At 42.8% G+C, this 15,997-nt stretch carries 14 protein-coding genes; 9 read left to right on the top strand and 5 right to left on the bottom strand.

Annotated features, from left to right (window positions below; all coding sequences use genetic code 11):
• Window positions 1–97: 97 nt before the first annotated feature.
• The 3 genes from glmS to ACFOWS_RS12130 all read right to left on the bottom strand — a co-directional run bounded on the left by glmS (window position 98) and on the right by ACFOWS_RS12130 (window position 4,710).
• Window positions 98–1,945, bottom strand: coding sequence for a glutamine--fructose-6-phosphate transaminase (isomerizing) (gene glmS, locus ACFOWS_RS12140; protein WP_379764890.1), 1,848 nt, complete (start codon window positions 1,943–1,945; stop codon window positions 98–100).
• Window positions 1,946–2,074: 129 nt separating this feature from the next.
• Complete coding sequence (locus ACFOWS_RS12135) at window positions 2,075–3,895, bottom strand: DUF4270 family protein (protein WP_379764888.1); 1,821 nt, start codon at window positions 3,893–3,895, stop codon at window positions 2,075–2,077.
• 5 nt (window positions 3,896–3,900) lie between these two features.
• A complete protein-coding gene (locus ACFOWS_RS12130; protein ID WP_366585480.1) occupies window positions 3,901–4,710 on the bottom strand; it encodes a glycogen/starch synthase in 810 nt (269 codons plus the stop codon).
• 102 nt (window positions 4,711–4,812) lie between these two features.
• On the opposite strand from ACFOWS_RS12130, the gene panC reads away from it, so the two are divergent.
• The 5 genes from panC (at window position 4,813) to radA (ending at window position 9,643) form a co-directional block, all read left to right on the top strand.
• Window positions 4,813–5,661, top strand: a complete 849-nt coding sequence (gene panC, locus ACFOWS_RS12125) for a pantoate--beta-alanine ligase (RefSeq protein ID WP_379764886.1) — start codon at window positions 4,813–4,815, stop codon at window positions 5,659–5,661.
• 12 nt (window positions 5,662–5,673) lie between these two features.
• Window positions 5,674–6,024, top strand: a complete 351-nt coding sequence (gene panD / locus ACFOWS_RS12120; protein WP_036380451.1) for an aspartate 1-decarboxylase — start codon at window positions 5,674–5,676, stop codon at window positions 6,022–6,024.
• A 2-nt stretch (window positions 6,025–6,026) separates the two neighbouring features.
• Window positions 6,027–6,992 carry a lysylphosphatidylglycerol synthase transmembrane domain-containing protein gene (locus tag ACFOWS_RS12115; RefSeq protein WP_379764883.1) on the top strand — a complete coding sequence of 322 codons (966 nt, stop codon included), beginning with the start codon at window positions 6,027–6,029 and terminating at the stop codon, window positions 6,990–6,992.
• Between the two features lie 25 nt (window positions 6,993–7,017).
• Window positions 7,018–8,163, top strand: coding sequence for an alpha/beta hydrolase (locus ACFOWS_RS12110; protein WP_379764881.1), 1,146 nt, complete (start codon window positions 7,018–7,020; stop codon window positions 8,161–8,163).
• A 118-nt stretch (window positions 8,164–8,281) separates the two neighbouring features.
• Window positions 8,282–9,643: a DNA repair protein RadA gene (gene radA, locus ACFOWS_RS12105; RefSeq protein ID WP_379764879.1), complete on the top strand. Its 1,362-nt coding sequence runs from the start codon at window positions 8,282–8,284 to the stop codon at window positions 9,641–9,643.
• Window position 9,644: 1 nt separating this feature from the next.
• On the opposite strand, the gene ACFOWS_RS12100 is transcribed toward radA, so the two are convergent.
• Complete coding sequence (locus tag ACFOWS_RS12100; RefSeq protein ID WP_379764877.1) at window positions 9,645–10,685, bottom strand: aldo/keto reductase; 1,041 nt, start codon at window positions 10,683–10,685, stop codon at window positions 9,645–9,647.
• Window positions 10,686–10,747: 62 nt separating this feature from the next.
• A complete protein-coding gene (locus tag ACFOWS_RS12095) occupies window positions 10,748–11,512 on the bottom strand; it encodes an exodeoxyribonuclease III (RefSeq protein WP_379764875.1) in 765 nt (254 codons plus the stop codon).
• A 127-nt stretch (window positions 11,513–11,639) separates the two neighbouring features.
• Between ACFOWS_RS12095 and ACFOWS_RS12090 the strand changes: the two genes are divergently transcribed.
• The 4 genes from ACFOWS_RS12090 to ACFOWS_RS12075 are packed head-to-tail and all read left to right on the top strand — an operon-like array spanning window position 11,640 to window position 15,969.
• Window positions 11,640–12,152 (top strand): hypothetical protein, encoded by a 513-nt coding sequence (locus tag ACFOWS_RS12090; RefSeq protein WP_379764873.1) that lies wholly within the window; start codon window positions 11,640–11,642, stop codon window positions 12,150–12,152.
• Between the two features lie 30 nt (window positions 12,153–12,182).
• Window positions 12,183–12,737: a cysteine hydrolase family protein gene (locus ACFOWS_RS12085; RefSeq protein WP_379764871.1), complete on the top strand. Its 555-nt coding sequence runs from the start codon at window positions 12,183–12,185 to the stop codon at window positions 12,735–12,737.
• Between the two features lie 31 nt (window positions 12,738–12,768).
• Complete coding sequence (locus tag ACFOWS_RS12080) at window positions 12,769–13,872, top strand: Gfo/Idh/MocA family protein (protein WP_379764869.1); 1,104 nt, start codon at window positions 12,769–12,771, stop codon at window positions 13,870–13,872.
• A 36-nt stretch (window positions 13,873–13,908) separates the two neighbouring features.
• Window positions 13,909–15,969, top strand: a complete 2,061-nt coding sequence (locus tag ACFOWS_RS12075) for a TonB-dependent receptor family protein (protein ID WP_379764867.1) — start codon at window positions 13,909–13,911, stop codon at window positions 15,967–15,969.
• Window positions 15,970–15,997: the final 28 nt, after the last annotated feature.

Below are 15,997 nucleotides of genomic sequence, written 5' to 3'. Positions count from 1 at the left end.
ATACTTTTTTCGTAAAGTTTAGATGCTATATCTATGTATTTAATAAAAAAGGCACCCAAATGGATGCCTTTCTCTAGTAATTTAATAATGTTAAAAGTTACTCCACGGTAACTGATTTAGCCAAATTTCTGGGCTGATCCACATTACATCCACGCATTACAGCGATGTGGTACGACAGCAATTGTAGTGGTATGGTGGTTAAAAGCGGCGATAACCCTTCTGAAGTTTCAGGGACTTCAATAACGTGGTCCGCCAGTTCTTTTACCGTTTCGTCGCCTTCAGTGACTACGGCTATTATTCGTCCGTTTCTGGACTTGATTTCCTGGATATTGCTGACCACCTTTTCATAATGTCCTTTTTTGGTGGCTATTACAATGACAGGCATTTGTTCGTCAATCAAAGCGATTGGCCCATGCTTCATTTCAGCGGCAGGATATCCTTCGGCATGGATATAACTGATTTCCTTCAGCTTTAAAGCACCTTCCAGTGCGACGGGGAAATTATAGCCCCTTCCTAAATACAAACAGTTGGTGGAATCCTTATATATTTCCGAAATCTGCTCTACGATTGAATTGGATTGTAATGTCTTTTCCACTTTTGAAGGAATACTCTCCAATTCTGTCAGATACTCGTGGTATTTTGATTGGGAGAATGTTCCTTTTTCTTGGGCCAGTTTTAATGCGATAAGGGTGAGTACCGTAATCTGTGTTGTGAATGCCTTTGTTGAAGCTACTCCAATTTCCGGTCCAGCATGGGTATAGGCCCCAGCATCTGTTTCCCTGGCAATTGATGACCCCACAACATTGCAAACTCCAAAAACAAAGGCCCCTCTTTCCTTTGCCAACTTAATGGCTGCCAGCGTATCCGCGGTTTCCCCAGATTGGGATATCGCAATCAACACATCATTTTCTGTGATTACCGGGTTTCTATATCTGAATTCGGAGGCATACTCCACTTCAACAGGGATTCTGGCCAAGTCCTCAAAAATATATTCGGCCACAAGGCCGGCATGCCATGATGTTCCGCAGGCAACTATGATAATTCTATTGGCGTTAAGGAATTTCTCCAAATTTTGATCAATTCCTGCCATTTTAATAATGCCTTGGTCTGCGAGCAATCGACCTCTGTAGGTATCCAAAATGGCCCTTGGCTGCTCATAGATTTCCTTCAGCATAAAATGCTCATATCCCCCTTTTTCAATTTCTTCAAGGTTCAACTGAAGCTCAAGAATATTGGGGTAGGCAATGGCATCATCCTTAATTTTTCTCAATTTTATTTCCTTCCCAATACGAACAATGGCCATTTCTTCGTCCTCCAAATAAACGGCATTGTTGGTGAATTCAATAAACGGGGAGGCGTCCGAAGCAATAAAATATTCGTTGTCACCAATTCCAATGGCCAATGGGCTACCTAATTTGGCCACCACAATTTCATCAGGTTTGTTTCGGTCAAAAACCGCAATGGCATAGGCACCAACAACTTGGTTCAATGCAATCTGAACCGCTTTGCCAAGTTTTACGCTCTCCTTTTTCTTGACCTCTTCGATTAGATTAACCAATACTTCTGTATCAGTATCGGATTGAAAGGTATATCCTCTTTTGATCAACTCTTTTTTAATGGACTCATAGTTTTCTATGATGCCATTGTGAATAATGACCAAATCACCTGAGTTTGAGTAATGTGGGTGTGAGTTTACATCATTGGGCACACCATGGGTTGCCCATCGTGTATGTCCGAGACCTAATTTTCCTTCAGTGGATATTGTATTCTCAGCCTTGTTCTTTAAGTCTTCAACCTTGCCCTTTGTTTTGGACGAATTTGTGTCTTCTCCATTGAAAAGTACGATGCCGGCACTGTCATACCCTCTATATTCAAGCCTTTGAAGACCTTTTATTATGATGGGATAGGCATCTCTATGACCTATATACCCTACTATTCCACACATAATCTAGATATTTAATGAAAGGTTGTTGCTGGGTTTTGGCTCGTAAAATTATAACCTTAGTGCCAAAAATCAACTAAACGACATATATTTAACGACGAACAACGTAAAATTAACCATTAGAAGCAATGCCTAGTTCGCTTCGGTATAGTAAATTTCAAGTTTTAATTTCTTGTCTTCGTTTGCGGCGTCAACATTGCTGCCGTAAAGTATGGTGCCCAAGGGGCTAATAGATGCCCGAATCGGTATGTCAATTCCATCACCGCTGCTATCCATGCCTTCCTGTACCGTGGCGAAGTCAATGTTAGAAGTTAAGGTCAGTCCCAAACTGGCATTTGTGGCGTCCCTAACAATTATGTTGTTAAGATGTTCCGTTATCCGGATAGTATATTTTACTCCCCTTTCATTTTCTTTTTCAATAATGCCATCGTAGTTAAGATAGAGCCCCAATGGCCCTTCATTGATTATGTTCTCAGTGGCAATGTTGTACAAAGGTGCATTAGTTTCAGCATTGTAGAGATAAAGACGGGGCGGTTCATCAACAACGCTTCCCAATGCAGTTCTATCCACATAAAACACCAAGTTGGCCTCGTTTATAATCCAATTGTTTTCCCGAATCTGGTTTATTATTGCGCCACCTCCGTTCAAGGTCTCTTCAAACAAGCGTATCTCTGCAAGGGTCTTTGCTCCTTTAACGTAAATACGCGATGCATTTTCACCATTGTCCAACGCTCCCTCAATATCTGGCATTAGGGGATCTTCCTCAAAAATATTGATGGCATTCCCAACAAATGAATTGTTACTGACCGCCAATAAATTAAGCGTATAGTCTCTTTCAGCCGTTTCAACCTCCCCATCCTCGGTATTGTAATCATCGTATTCATATGTGATGGTAATATTGGCTTCGGTCAAATCGAGCAGAAACATTAATTGCTCTAAATCAGTGTCGGCAGCAGAAATATGTATTCCTCTGAAGAAATTGGCAAAATTGGATTGGCTCAATAACTCCGGTTGCCCTTCTTTATCTAAAATGTTCTCTTGAAAGAAATCAGGGTTCAACGGTACACGAATTCCTGGAGGCCTCCGTGTTGCCACCACAGTTTCAGATTCGTCCACATCAGTATCAGGGTCATCCTCCGCAAAAATCAAGGTTTCTTGATTGTCAATTGTTACCGTTTTTTGACCGGGAATCGTAAGTTCCTCGCCAACAAAACTTGAAAAATCCTGATTGGAAAAATAACGCTGCCGTTCCTCAAAGTTGGTGTTGGGGTCCAAATCCCTTAGAAAATAGGTGGATCTTGATACAGTAATATCAAAAGTTTGGGTCCTATCACCGTAAATACTGTCCAAATCAAAGGTTCGGGGAAAAATATTGGCCACAAAACCTTCTCCCGAGCCATCTTCATCTGGATCTAGGGGGTTCGAGCCAATGTTCTTTTCATCAATATCCGTTACACCATCGCCATCTGAATCTGAGGTAGGGTCGAAAGGATCGTCGTCCAACTCATTCGCCACACCATCCCCATCGCTATCGTTGGATACCGATGGCGGTGTTTGGAAAGGAATAAATAAATAAACCTCTTTTACCGTTTCTTCTTCGGGAATGGTAGAATCATTATCGTCGGAGTCCGCATTGTTCTCCGTAGTTTGGGAAAAATCTCCAAAAATAGGTTCGGAGCTTGGCAGGGTCACTTGGGTTATTATACTTGCCTTTCGCTTTCCATAAACAGGATCATTGTAAGTCCCCAACTGGTATAAGGGCAAACGATTGGTCTGCACAGCAGCAATGCCCTTGTTAAAAGCAAAAACATCATACTCTGCCTTGCCGGTGGTAAAGGGTTCTCCTCCCACAACACCTTCCCCAATGGTGTCCAGTTCATCTTCACAAGAAGCAGTCATCAAAAATAAAGCTCCAACCAAGGTTGAAACTTTCATCATCCTGGAAAATTTCATGCAATTTATTTTAAAACCTCTGTTTTATAGAAATTTGTGTATGCTTCCTCTGCTTCCTGAAGAGAAACATAAGGCAGCACCGGTTTGGAAAGATTGGCTATGTGGTTCTTTAAATCCTCTGACACCTCTTCCGCGGCTAAAATAATGGCATCGGAATGATCTACGGCAACCTTTAACAAATTATTATAGTCGGGGTGCTCAAGAGATGAAATGTGTGCTTTATCAATTCCATCAAAAGCAATTTTATTGATCATCTCTGGATCCAACTCCCCTTCATAACTTTTGTTATAGATGGAGGTCACTATTTTGCTGTCAGCGAACAACGGTTCGTCAGCATAGTATTTTCTAAGGTATAATGGAAGTAAAGAAGCCATCCAGCCGTGCACATGGATGATATCTGGGGACCAGTTCAACTTTTTAACCGTCTCTACAACTCCTTTGGCAAAGAAAATGGCTCTTTCATCATTGTCTTGAAATAGATTTCCTTCTTTGTCAGTAAATGTTGCCTTCCGCTTAAAATATTCTTCGTTATCTATAAAGTATACCTGAATTCGCTCCCTTGGAATGGATGCAACCTTGATGATCAACGGCATATCCATGTCATTGATGACCAAGTTCATTCCCGACAAACGAATTACTTCATGCAATTGATGTCTCCTTTCATTGATGTTTCCATATCTTGGCATAAAAATGCGGATTTGCCCACCATTGCTATTGACCATGCGAGGCGCTTCGTACGACATTAAGGAAACCGGATTCTCTGGGAGGTAAGGAACTAATTCAGAAGATACAAACAATATCTTTTTACCATTCATAAACACTTTCTTTTGTTTATCCGAAAAACGTAGCTGCAAAAGTACAAAAATTATGCTGATTACCAGTATTTATAGTATTTTTGCACGCTTTTAAACTATGTAATGCACATTTTTGACCATAAAAAAGAACTCATGTTCTTTCTACAGAAAGAGCGCAACAACAACCGTACCATTGGGCTGGTGCCCACCATGGGCGCACTTCATGAAGGTCATATTTCCTTGGTCAAAAAAGCACTTTTGGAAAATGATTTGGTGGTGGTAAGCATTTTTGTGAACCCAACCCAATTTGACAAAAAAGATGATCTTGAAAAATATCCCCGGAATCTTGAAAGGGATCTAAAACTTTTGGGGCTCGTATCAGAAAATATAATTGCTTTTATTCCTTCTGTGGATGAAATCTATGGCAAAGACATTAAATCTAAAACATACGAGTTCGATGGTCTGGACAAGGTGATGGAAGGTGAATTTAGAGCCGGTCATTTTGACGGTGTGGGTACCATTGTGGAACTTTTTCTGAGAACCGTTTTACCGAACAGAGCCTATTTTGGGGAAAAGGATTTCCAACAACTCCAAATCATTCGCAAGATGGCAGCTTCCAAGAAATTACCTTGCAAAATCATTGGGTGCCCCATAGAGCGGGAACCCCACGGCCTGGCCATGAGTTCACGTAATGAAAGGCTCTCAAAAACGACTAGGGAAGAGGCGAGTTTCATTTATGAAACCCTACAGTCTGCCAAATCAAAATTTGGCACGGAAAGTGCAAAGAATATTACGGATTGGGTAAAGGATGGGTTTGAAAAAAATCCGTTGTTTGAATTGGAATATTTTCAAATTGCAGATGAGGACACGCTCACTCCAATGCTCAAAAAACAGAATGACACAAAATATAGGGCGTTCATTGCCGTTTATGCCGATGGTGTTCGCCTCATAGATAATCTAAGATTGAATTGATACATTTGCACCATGCAAGTAGAAGTTGTAAAGTCTAAAGTCCACAGGGTAAAAGTAACAGGAGCCGACCTTAATTATATCGGCAGCATCACCATTGATGAAGACATCATGGATGCCGCCAATATCATTAGGGGTGAAAAAGTGCAGATTGTGAACAACAACAACGGTGAACGGCTGGAAACCTACGCCATTCCCGGCCCTCGTGGTTCTGGGGAACTTACCTTAAATGGTGCCGCAGCCAGAAAAGTGGCCGTGGGCGATGTATTGATTCTGATCACCTATGCCTGGATGAGCATTGAAGAGGCCAAGTCATTCAATCCCGCTTTGGTCTTCCCCAACGAAGCCACCAATCTTTTGAACTAATTTTGGGCACATCCCTAAAAAAATTCCTGAAGATTTTTGTCCCCATTGCCGTTGGGCTCTTTTTGGTTTGGTATTCCTATAACTCCACCACCCCAGAAGAACGACAACAAATTATCAATTACATCTCCAATGCAAGCCCTTTTTGGGTGACCGTTTCCGTAATCTTGGGTATTTTAAGCCATATTTCCCGTGCCGTTCGATGGAACTATCTTTTGGAACCCATGGGGTATCGCCCCAAAATCATCAACAATATCTTTATTGTCCTTATTTCCTATTTTGCCAACTTGGGAATTCCAAGATCAGGTGAGATTCTAAGGGCCACCGCTTTGACCACCTATGAAAAGGTCCCTTTTGAAAAAGGATTCGGCACCATCGTTACCGAAAGGGTGATAGACCTATTGATGTTGTTGTTGGTCATTGTTATAACCCTATTGCTCCAAACCGATATCATCTTGGCCTTTTTAGAAGAAAAAGGGGTCAATCTTATCGGTGCCTTTGGTATTCTGCTGGTTGGCATTGTTGGACTTTTTGTAGCCACTGCTGTCATCCGAAAGTCCAAATCGGGATTTGCCAAAAAACTCAAGGCCTTCTTGAACGGCCTGCTCGATGGCGTCCTCAGTGTCTTCAAAATGAAGAGAAAATGGGCGTTTATCTTTCATACGTTCTTTATTTGGGCCGCCTATATCGGTATGTTTTGGGTCATCAAACACACCGTCACCGAAACTATATCGCTATCCCTGAGTGAACTTCTAGTTGCTTTTGTGGGAGGCGCCTTTGCCATGTCCACCACCAACGGTGGCATTGGCCTTTATCCTATTGCCGTAAGTGCCGCTTTGGGTATTTTCGGAATCAGCTCAGTTTCTGGCGATGCTTTTGGTTGGATCATGTGGATTGCACAGACCCTAATGGTTGTGGTTTTCGGTACAATATCCTTCATCGTCCTACCGTTATTGAATAGAAATAGGTAGGCCCCGACCAACTAAATCTTAACCAATGAAAAAATGTCTATTGTTTCTTTTGATGGGCTTCGTATGTCTTAATCTTGGAGCACAGGTAAAAAAAGAAATCTTTGAATCCTTCAAACTTCAGGAACGAAGGGACGTCTCCTATTATTTTCCCGAAGATTATACCGATGAGAAAAAATATCCCTTACTAATTGTTTTGGATGCCGAATACCTCTTTGACCTTGTTGTGGCCAATGTAAAATTCCAGAGCAGATTAGGGCACATGCCCCAAGCCATTGTTGTGGGCATTGATCAAGGCAAAAACGATATCCGTTGGGAAGATTGCGCTTATGAAGAGGATTCCGGACTTCCTTCAGACAAAGGAAAAATGTTCTTTGAGTTTTTGGGAACCGAAATTATTCCCTATATCGAGACCAATTACAATATTGCCCCATTCAAAATGTTTGTTGGGTACGACATTACTGCCAATTTTGGTAATTATTACCTATTCAAAGACCGATCTCTTTTCAACTCGTATGTAAGTATCTCTCCTATTTTGGCCCCTGAAATGGAAAATAGGGTTCCTGCCCGGTTGTCCGCTTTGGACCAAGAGATTTTTTACAATGTCATTGTAGAAAAAGAAGCATCGGATGACAGACAGCTTATCCTTCAGATGAATCACAATATCAAATCCATCACCAAGGAATCCTTACATTATTTCTTTGATGAGTACGAAAATGCCGATCATGTTTCCATTGTAGCTTACGGAGTCGGAAAGGCTTTTGATAATGTGTTCAACATGTTCAGGCCCATTTCGCCAAAAGAGTACAAAACAGAAATTATTACTTCTGATGAGCCTGCTTTTAAATACTTGGAGGATAGGTATGCTTTGATCGAAAAACTTTTCGGTTTTGAAAAACCCGTGGAACTCAATGATGTTATGGCCATTTATGCCGCCTGTAGAAAAAAGGACGATTTTGAATCCCTAAAACCATTGGCAGAACTCTGCAAGGAACAATATCCCGAGACCATGATGGGCTTCTATTTTGAAGGCGAGTACTACGAGGAAATTGGTGAACCTAAAAAAGCCTACAAGACCTTTGAAAAAGCATTTCAAATGGAGGAAATCGACTTTTTGACGAAGGATATGGCCCTTGAAAAAATTGATGCCCTCAAAGCAGACTTTGGATATTAGATTATTGGAAAGTTGGACTTTTGGATCTTTAGGCGGTGCAATCCAATAATCCAACTAGCTAAGTATCCATAAATCCAACAATCAAAATCCATATCTTTAGGCCCCTCATAACTTTGGAATGGCCAAGACCAAAACTGCTTTTTTTTGCCAAAACTGCGGCACCCAATACGCTAAGTGGGTCGGGCAATGCTCTGCCTGTAAGGAATGGAACACCATTGTGGAAGAAGTGGTCCAAAAAGAGGACAAAAGAGGTTGGAAAGCCAGTAGCGTTTCAGACAAAAAGGCCAACAAACCCCTCCGCGTTTCCGAAATCACACATGAAAGCGAGCTTCGGTTGGATACGAAAGACCAAGAGTTCAATAGGGTTTTAGGTGGTGGATTGGTTCCCGGCTCCCTGACCTTGTTGGGCGGTGAACCGGGCATTGGAAAGAGTACGCTGCTGCTTCAGATTGCGTTAAAGTTGCCTTTTAAAACTTTGTATGTTTCGGGCGAGGAAAGTCAACGGCAAATTAAGATGAGAGCAGACCGCATTCAACCTAACAGTGAAACTTGCTTTATTCTCACCGAAACCAAAACCCAGAACATCTTTCAACAAATTGCATCGCTGGAACCGGATCTGGTCGTAATCGATTCCATCCAAACCCTGCACACCGATTATATTGAATCGGCCGCCGGGAGCATTTCGCAGATTCGGGAATGCGCTGCGGAGCTTATCAAATTTGCAAAGGAAAGTCATACTCCGGTAATTTTGGTGGGACACATTACCAAAGATGGCACCATTGCAGGACCAAAAATATTAGAGCATATGGTGGATACGGTACTTCAGTTTGAGGGTGACCGCAACTACGTGTATCGTATCCTCCGTTCCCTCAAAAATCGTTTCGGTTCCACCGCAGAATTGGGCATTTATGAAATGCAGGGCAGCGGACTTCGTGAAGTGAACAACCCTTCCGAAGTGCTCATTTCCAAAAACGAGGAAGACCTCAGTGGTACGGCCATTGCCGCAACTGTGGAAGGTATGCGGCCTTTACTAATTGAAATCCAAGCTTTGGTCAGCACTGCCGTTTACGGAACACCACAGCGTTCCGCTACGGGATTCAATGCCAAACGATTGAACATGCTCCTGGCTGTGCTGGAAAAACGGGCGGGTTTTAAGCTGGCTGCCAAGGATGTTTTTTTGAACATTACTGGAGGGATTTCTGTGGATGACCCGGCCATAGATTTGGCCGTTATGGCCGCCATTCTTTCCAGCAATGCCGATATTCCCATTGAAAAAGGGGTCTGTTTTGCTGCTGAAGTGGGTCTCGCTGGGGAAATTCGGCCTGTACAACGGGTTGATCAGCGTATTCTTGAAGCCGAAAAGTTGGGTTTTACAACTATTTTTATCTCCAAAAGCAACAAAATAGGACTAAAAAGTTCTGCAATCCAGATTCAGAAAGTGAATAAGATTGAAGATGTAGTTGGGTTACTGTTCGGTTAAATTATGGCGCCGGATTCGGAATAGCATTGTGGATTTCCTCAATACCCTTCAGCACCTCATCCGAAAGATTTACTTCAATACTGCCAATATTTTCTTTGAGCTGCTCCATGGTAGTCGCCCCAATAATGTTGCTTGTTACAAACGGACGGGTATTCACGAAGGCCAAAGCCATTTGCGCCATGCTCAACCCATGCTTCTGGGCCAATTCCGCATACTTTTTAGTTGCTTCTACAGCAGTTTCACCACTGTATCGATTATAATTTGGGAAAAGGGTAATCCTTCCTTTTCTGGGAGGAATCTCATCCAGATACTTCCCGGACAACACACCAAATCCAAGCGGTGAATAGGCCAAAAGTCCTATCTGCTCCCGCATTGAAATTTCTGAAAGTCCCACTTCAAAAAGTCGGTTCAATAAACTATATGGGTTTTGAATCGTCTTTACTCGAGGTAAGGTTCTGTGCACCTTGCTCTCCTCTAAAAATCGCATGGTTCCCCAAGGTGTTTCGTTTGAAAGACCCAAATGCCGAATCTTTCCTTCGGCAATCAAATCCCGAAAAGTTTCCAAGACTTGATGAATGTTATCGTCCCACGAATCTACGGCATGGGCATTATAGCCGCGTTGCCCAAAATAATTGGTGTTCCGTTCTGGCCAATGCAGTTGGTACAAATCAAGATAATCCGTTTGGAGTCGCTTTAAACTCTTTTCCACAGATTCAATAATTTCCTTTTTGGTGAATCCTTCATCCCTGATGAACGAAGCCGGTCCACCTGGACCTGCCATTTTTGTGGCCAATACAACCTTATCTCGATTGCCTGTCTTCGCAAACCAGTTTCCTATGATTTCTTCGGTAACAGCATACAGTTCTTTTTTGGCAGGAATGGGATACAGTTCTGCAGTATCAAAAAAGTTGACGCCTTGGTCCAATGCATAATCCATCTGCTCAAAACCTTCATCCTGGGTGTTTTGGCGCCCCCAGGTCATGGTACCCAAACAAATCTTACTTATTCTGATATCAGTATGTGGAATTCGCGTGTATTTCATCAAGCTTAATTTTTTAAAGGACTAAGGTAGTCAATCCTAATTTTTGGGTTTTAAAGCAATTGTTATTTTTCCAACTCCAACAAAATGGGACAATGATCGCTGTGCTTGGCCTCCGAAAGAATTACGGAGCGCTTTAATCGGTCTGCCAAAGACTCGTTCACCATGCCATAATCCAAACGCCAACCTTTGTTGTTGTTCCGGGCATTGGCCCTGTAGCTCCACCACGTATAATTGTGGGGCTCTTTGTTGAAATGCCGGAAACTGTCTATAAAACCACTTTTTATAAAGCTCCCTATCCATTCCCGTTCCACAGGTAAAAAACCGGATACATTTTTGTTCCGCACCGGGTCATGGATGTCAATGGCTTCGTGACAAATATTGTAATCGCCACAGACCACAAGGTTTGGGCGTTCTTTTCTGAGTTCATCAGCATACTTTTGAAAATCGGCCATATAGGTCAGCTTATGGTCCAATCGGGCCAAGTTGGTGCCAGATGGTAAGTACATGCTCATAATGGAGACATCGCCATAATCAGCTCGAATGTTTCGCCCCTCAAAATCCATATAGTCGATGCCCGTGCCGTATTCCACATGGTCCGGTTGTTCTTTGCAAAGCAATGCAACTCCACTATATCCTTTTTTCTGCGCACTGAACCAATAATGATAAGGATATCCAGCTTCCTCCAAAACAGAGGTGTCCACCTGTTCCTTCATCGCCTTAATCTCTTGCAGGCAAACCACATCGGGATTTACCGTCTTCAACCATTCCACAAACCCCTTATTGATGGCAGCGCGAATGCCATTTACATTGTATGAAACAATCTTCATGCTCAAATTTTGCCTAAAAATAACCATTGCAGCTCTTTTGTTAAAATAAAGCAAGTCTGCATTCATACTGTACCTTTGTTTTTGGAATGCTAATTGATTATCCTTCTTGAATTTAAAAACATGCCTCATGAAAAAACTTTTGCTTCTTGGGTTCCTGCTCTCTGGTTTTGTTATGTCGGCCCAAGCCTACCCTTCACTTTACAATAGCAATGAAATCAAGCTGAACATAGGTTTGTTCTTGGCCACTTCCACGGTTGAAGGCTCCTACGAATACTACTTTAGTGAAAACGCCAGTATTGGTGCAACGGTTTATTTTGATAATGATGCCACCGATTACAACGGTGATTTTGGAATTGGACCCAATTTTAGGGCCTATTTTGGCTATCAACCCAGGAGCGGATTCTTTGCCGAAGCCTTTGGACTCTACTACACAGGTGAGGATGAAATCGATAATGACCTTCAACCGAACAGGGATTACAGCACCACAGCTTTAGGATTGGGTCTGGGCAACAAATGGTCTACCCGAGACCAACGATTCACCGTGGAAATTTTCGGTGGTTTGGGTCGGAACATTAATCCAGAGGATTTTCAGGATGACTTTATGTATCGCGGGGGACTGTCTGTGGGTTTCCGGTTTTAATGCCTATTTTTAAATCTAAATTTTTAGGGAATGACCGCCTTACTCCTTATCGATATTCAACAAGGTCTTCAGGAAATGGAATTTTACGGAACGGAACGAAGCAATCCGCATGCGGAGGCCAACTGTTCAAAAATCCTGACTGTTTTCCGACAGAAAAAATGGCCTATCTTTCATGTGCAGCACTGCTCCACCAATCCAGAATCGCCCCTACATCCGAGTAAAGCTGGAAATGATTTCCATCCCTTGGTAAAGCCCTTGGACAATGAACCTATCATCCCAAAAAATGTGAACAGTGCCTTTATCGGAACAGATCTGGAAACTCGGTTGAAATCGGAAAAAATAAACGATTTAATCATTGTTGGCCTAACTGTGGAACACTGTATTTCCACCTCAGTACGCATGGCCGCCAATTTGGGTTTCAACGTTACCTTGATTTCAGATTCCACTGCCGCTTTTGATAAAATTGGAGTGGATGGCAAACGGTTAAGTGCTGATATTATCCACGATGCTGCCTTGGCCAACCTCAAGGATGAGTTTGCCAAAGTGATGAATACAACAACTTTGTTGAAAGAACTGGCAGATTAGTTCTTATTTTTAAGCCCAATTAAACAAACACATGCTTCGCAATCTCATTGCCCTTATTTTTTGCACGATTAACGTATCGGTTGGTCTATCCCAAGAAAAACCCTTAAAAATTGGAGTGGCCGGGCTAACCCATACCCATGTCCATTGGATTTTGGGCCGTGAAGACATTGGTGATATAGAACTTGTGGGCATCGCTGAATCCAATAGGGAGCTGGCCCAGCGATATGCCGACCAACATGGTTTTTCCATGGATTTGGTCTACGATTCGCTGGAAGAAATGATAGCTGCTGCGAAACCTGAAGCAGTAACGGCCTTTGGGACCATATATGACCATTTGAAAGTTGTACAGACCTGTGCCCCAAAAGGTATTCATGTAATGGTTGAAAAACCTTTGGCCGTAAATATGGACCACGCTACAAAAATGAAGGCCTTGGCCGAAAAACATAATATCCATCTGCTCACCAACTATGAAACTACCTGGTATCCTACCAATCACATGGCCAAAGAACTATTGGATCAGGGAAAAATTGGGGATTTGCGCAAAGTCATTGTGCGGGATGGACACCGGGGACCCGTTAAAATAGGGGTCAACCAAGAATTTTTGGAATGGCTGCAAGACCCTATTCTCAATGGTGGTGGCGCTATTACCGATTTTGGTTGTTACGGGGCCAATCTTATGACTTGGCTCAAAAAAGGAGTGCGTCCCAATACGGTTACGGCGGTAACCCAGCAACTTCAGGCCGAAAACAATCCCAAAGTGGATGACGATGCCACCATCATACTTACCTATGATGATTCCCAGGCCATTTTGGAACCCTCATGGAACTGGCCCATTGGCAGAAAAGATATGGAACTCTATGGACTTACCGGAGCCATTTATGCCGATAACCGCAACACCTTGCGCATCCGTATAGCGGAAGGGTATGATGGCTATGACGAAGAAAAAATGGTTCTGGAGGAAAGACCTGCTCCGTATAACGATCCCTTTTCGTTGCTTGCCTCAGTCGTCCGAGGTAAAATTACCCTTTCGCCACATGACCTTTCTTCTTTGGAAAATAATATGATCGTTGTAGAAATTTTGGATGCTGCCCGAAAGAGTGCCAAAAATGGCAAAACCATCAATCTTAAAAAATAATAGCTTTTGTTCGCATATAACTCCCCTACAAACACAATGAAACTTCTTTTTTACAGTCTAGCACTACTCTGTACAGCCCATATTTTGGGTCAAGATGTTCAAAAAGATTCCATAACACAGCTGGATGAGATTATCTTAACCGAAGATCTCGCTCCCAAAAAAGCTACGGGAATTACGGCTTCGTCAACCATCAGCACCAAAACCTTTGAGCGCTTTAACCCAACCGACATTCCATCCGCAGTGAACCAAATTTCAGGAGTGTACATTCTTTCCGGAGCCATCAACACCAACCGGATTACCATTCGCGGAGTGGGTGCAAGAACCTTGTACGGAACTGACAAACTTCGAATGTATTTCAACGGCATTCCTGTGACCAACGGTACTAATTTTTCTGATATTGAGGCTTTCGATTTAGAAAATTTGGGTTCTCTTGAAGTCATTAAAGGCCCAAAAGGAACGGCCTACGGTACCAACTTGGGCGGTGCCATTATTTTGGATACCAAATCAGCACAAACAGATGAGACCCAACTTATCAATACCGCCACTGTGGGTTCATACAATATGTTGAAGGACAACCTCTCTTTCACCCATTCTGAAAAAACCTTCAACCTAACTTTTAATTACAACCATTTGGAAACGGATGGCTATCGGCAGAACAGTTATTTTGAGCGTGATGGATTTTTATTGACCAGTAACATCAACCTCAATGCAAAAAGTAGTGTGGGTGTATTGGTGAATTATATCGATTACACTGCGGGTATTGCCAGTTCCATCAACCAGACCGATTTTGAGGAAGACCCTACCCGCGCCGCTGGAAACTGGCTGGCAGCCCAAGGCTTTGAAGCTAACAAATATGTACTCACAGGTTTGTCGCACACCTATCAATTTTCGGAAGCGTTCAAAAACACCAGTAGTATTTTTTATACCTACACGGACCATTACGAGCCACGTCCATTCAATATTTTGGATGAATTCACCAATGGTTTTGGTTTCCGAAGTCAATTTGAGGGAAGTTTTGACAAAGCTGAATACACCTTTGGGGCCGAACTTTACAAAGATGAATACCATTGGGGCACGTTTGAAAATCTCTACCAAGACAACAATGGCAATGGAAGTCTTCAAGGTGACCGTTTGAGCCAAAATACCGAGTTCCGAAGACAGTTCAATGCTTTTGGGACCTTCACCTACGCCTTGACCACCGACTTATCTGCCCAAGTGGGGCTCAACCTCAACAAGACGCATTACAACTTTAAGGATTTGTTCAATCAAGGTGCGGCCAACACCTCTGCTATTCGAGATTTTGATGCCATCCTTCTGCCCAGTTTTGGATTGCAATACGCCCTGAACAATGGGAATCTATATGCCAACATCAGTCGTGGATTTTCCAATCCTGGTTTGGAAGAGACTTTGACACCTGAGGGTGTAATAAATCCGGATATTGCTCAAGAAACGGGTACCAATTACGAAATTGGGGCGCAATGGACTTGGTTGCAAAAACGCTTTTCGGCCAACGTGGCCCTATATCGAATGGATATTAACAACCTTTTGGTGGCCCAACGCGTGGGCGAGGACCAGTTTGTGGGTGCCAACGCAGGGGAAACCCGTCACCAAGGCGTGGAAATGGACGTAAAATACATTGCTCGACTCTCCAACCAACTTTCCTTGGCGCCCTATTTCAGTTATACCTTCAACGATCATGTGTTTGTAGATTTTGTGGATGAGGATAACGACTATTCCGGCAATCCGCTGACCGGAGTGCCCAAACATCGATTGAATACTGGGGTGGACTTGCAACATTCCAACGGTTTACAGCTGAACCTTACCCACCAATATGTAGACAACATTCCATTGAACGATGCCAATACTTTGAGCAGTGATTCCTTTAACGTTTTTAATGCCCGATTGGGGTACAAAACGCAGTTATCCAACTCCTTTTCGTTGGGAGTGTACTCGGGAATCAATAATGTGTTTGACACGAATTATGCGCAATCCGTGTTGATCAATGCCACGGGCTTTGGTGGTGCGCAGCCCCGTTTCTTTTACCCCGGAAATGCCAGAAACTATTTTGCTGGAGTGCGTTTGGGGTATCTTTTTTAGGGAAACGTCTGATGGATGGGTTAGGGAA

The organism is Flagellimonas marina (assembly GCF_042651185.1).
GTDB lineage: Bacteria > Bacteroidota > Bacteroidia > Flavobacteriales > Flavobacteriaceae > Flagellimonas > Flagellimonas marina.
This window is presented reverse-complemented; position numbering and strand designations above follow the sequence as displayed.

Excerpts from the sequence above, each read along its gene's own strand:
- radA (WP_379764879.1), top strand. The coding sequence starts at position 8,282 with ATGGCCAAGACCAAAACTGCTTTTTTTTGCCAAAACTGCGGCACCCAA.
- ACFOWS_RS12135 (WP_379764888.1), bottom strand. The coding sequence starts at position 3,895 with ATGAAATTTTCCAGGATGATGAAAGTTTCAACCTTGGTTGGAGCTTTA.
- ACFOWS_RS12095 (WP_379764875.1), bottom strand. The coding sequence starts at position 11,512 with ATGAAGATTGTTTCATACAATGTAAATGGCATTCGCGCTGCCATCAAT.
- panD (WP_036380451.1), top strand. The coding sequence starts at position 5,674 with ATGCAAGTAGAAGTTGTAAAGTCTAAAGTCCACAGGGTAAAAGTAACA.
- ACFOWS_RS12075 (WP_379764867.1), top strand. The coding sequence starts at position 13,909 with ATGAAACTTCTTTTTTACAGTCTAGCACTACTCTGTACAGCCCATATT.
- ACFOWS_RS12085 (WP_379764871.1), top strand. The coding sequence starts at position 12,183 with ATGACCGCCTTACTCCTTATCGATATTCAACAAGGTCTTCAGGAAATG.
- ACFOWS_RS12130 (WP_366585480.1), bottom strand. The coding sequence starts at position 4,710 with ATGAATGGTAAAAAGATATTGTTTGTATCTTCTGAATTAGTTCCTTAC.
- panC (WP_379764886.1), top strand. The coding sequence starts at position 4,813 with ATGCACATTTTTGACCATAAAAAAGAACTCATGTTCTTTCTACAGAAA.
- ACFOWS_RS12100 (WP_379764877.1), bottom strand. The coding sequence starts at position 10,685 with ATGAAATACACGCGAATTCCACATACTGATATCAGAATAAGTAAGATT.
- ACFOWS_RS12090 (WP_379764873.1), top strand. The coding sequence starts at position 11,640 with ATGAAAAAACTTTTGCTTCTTGGGTTCCTGCTCTCTGGTTTTGTTATG.
- ACFOWS_RS12080 (WP_379764869.1), top strand. The coding sequence starts at position 12,769 with ATGCTTCGCAATCTCATTGCCCTTATTTTTTGCACGATTAACGTATCG.
- glmS (WP_379764890.1), bottom strand. The coding sequence starts at position 1,945 with ATGTGTGGAATAGTAGGGTATATAGGTCATAGAGATGCCTATCCCATC.
- ACFOWS_RS12110 (WP_379764881.1), top strand. The coding sequence starts at position 7,018 with ATGAAAAAATGTCTATTGTTTCTTTTGATGGGCTTCGTATGTCTTAAT.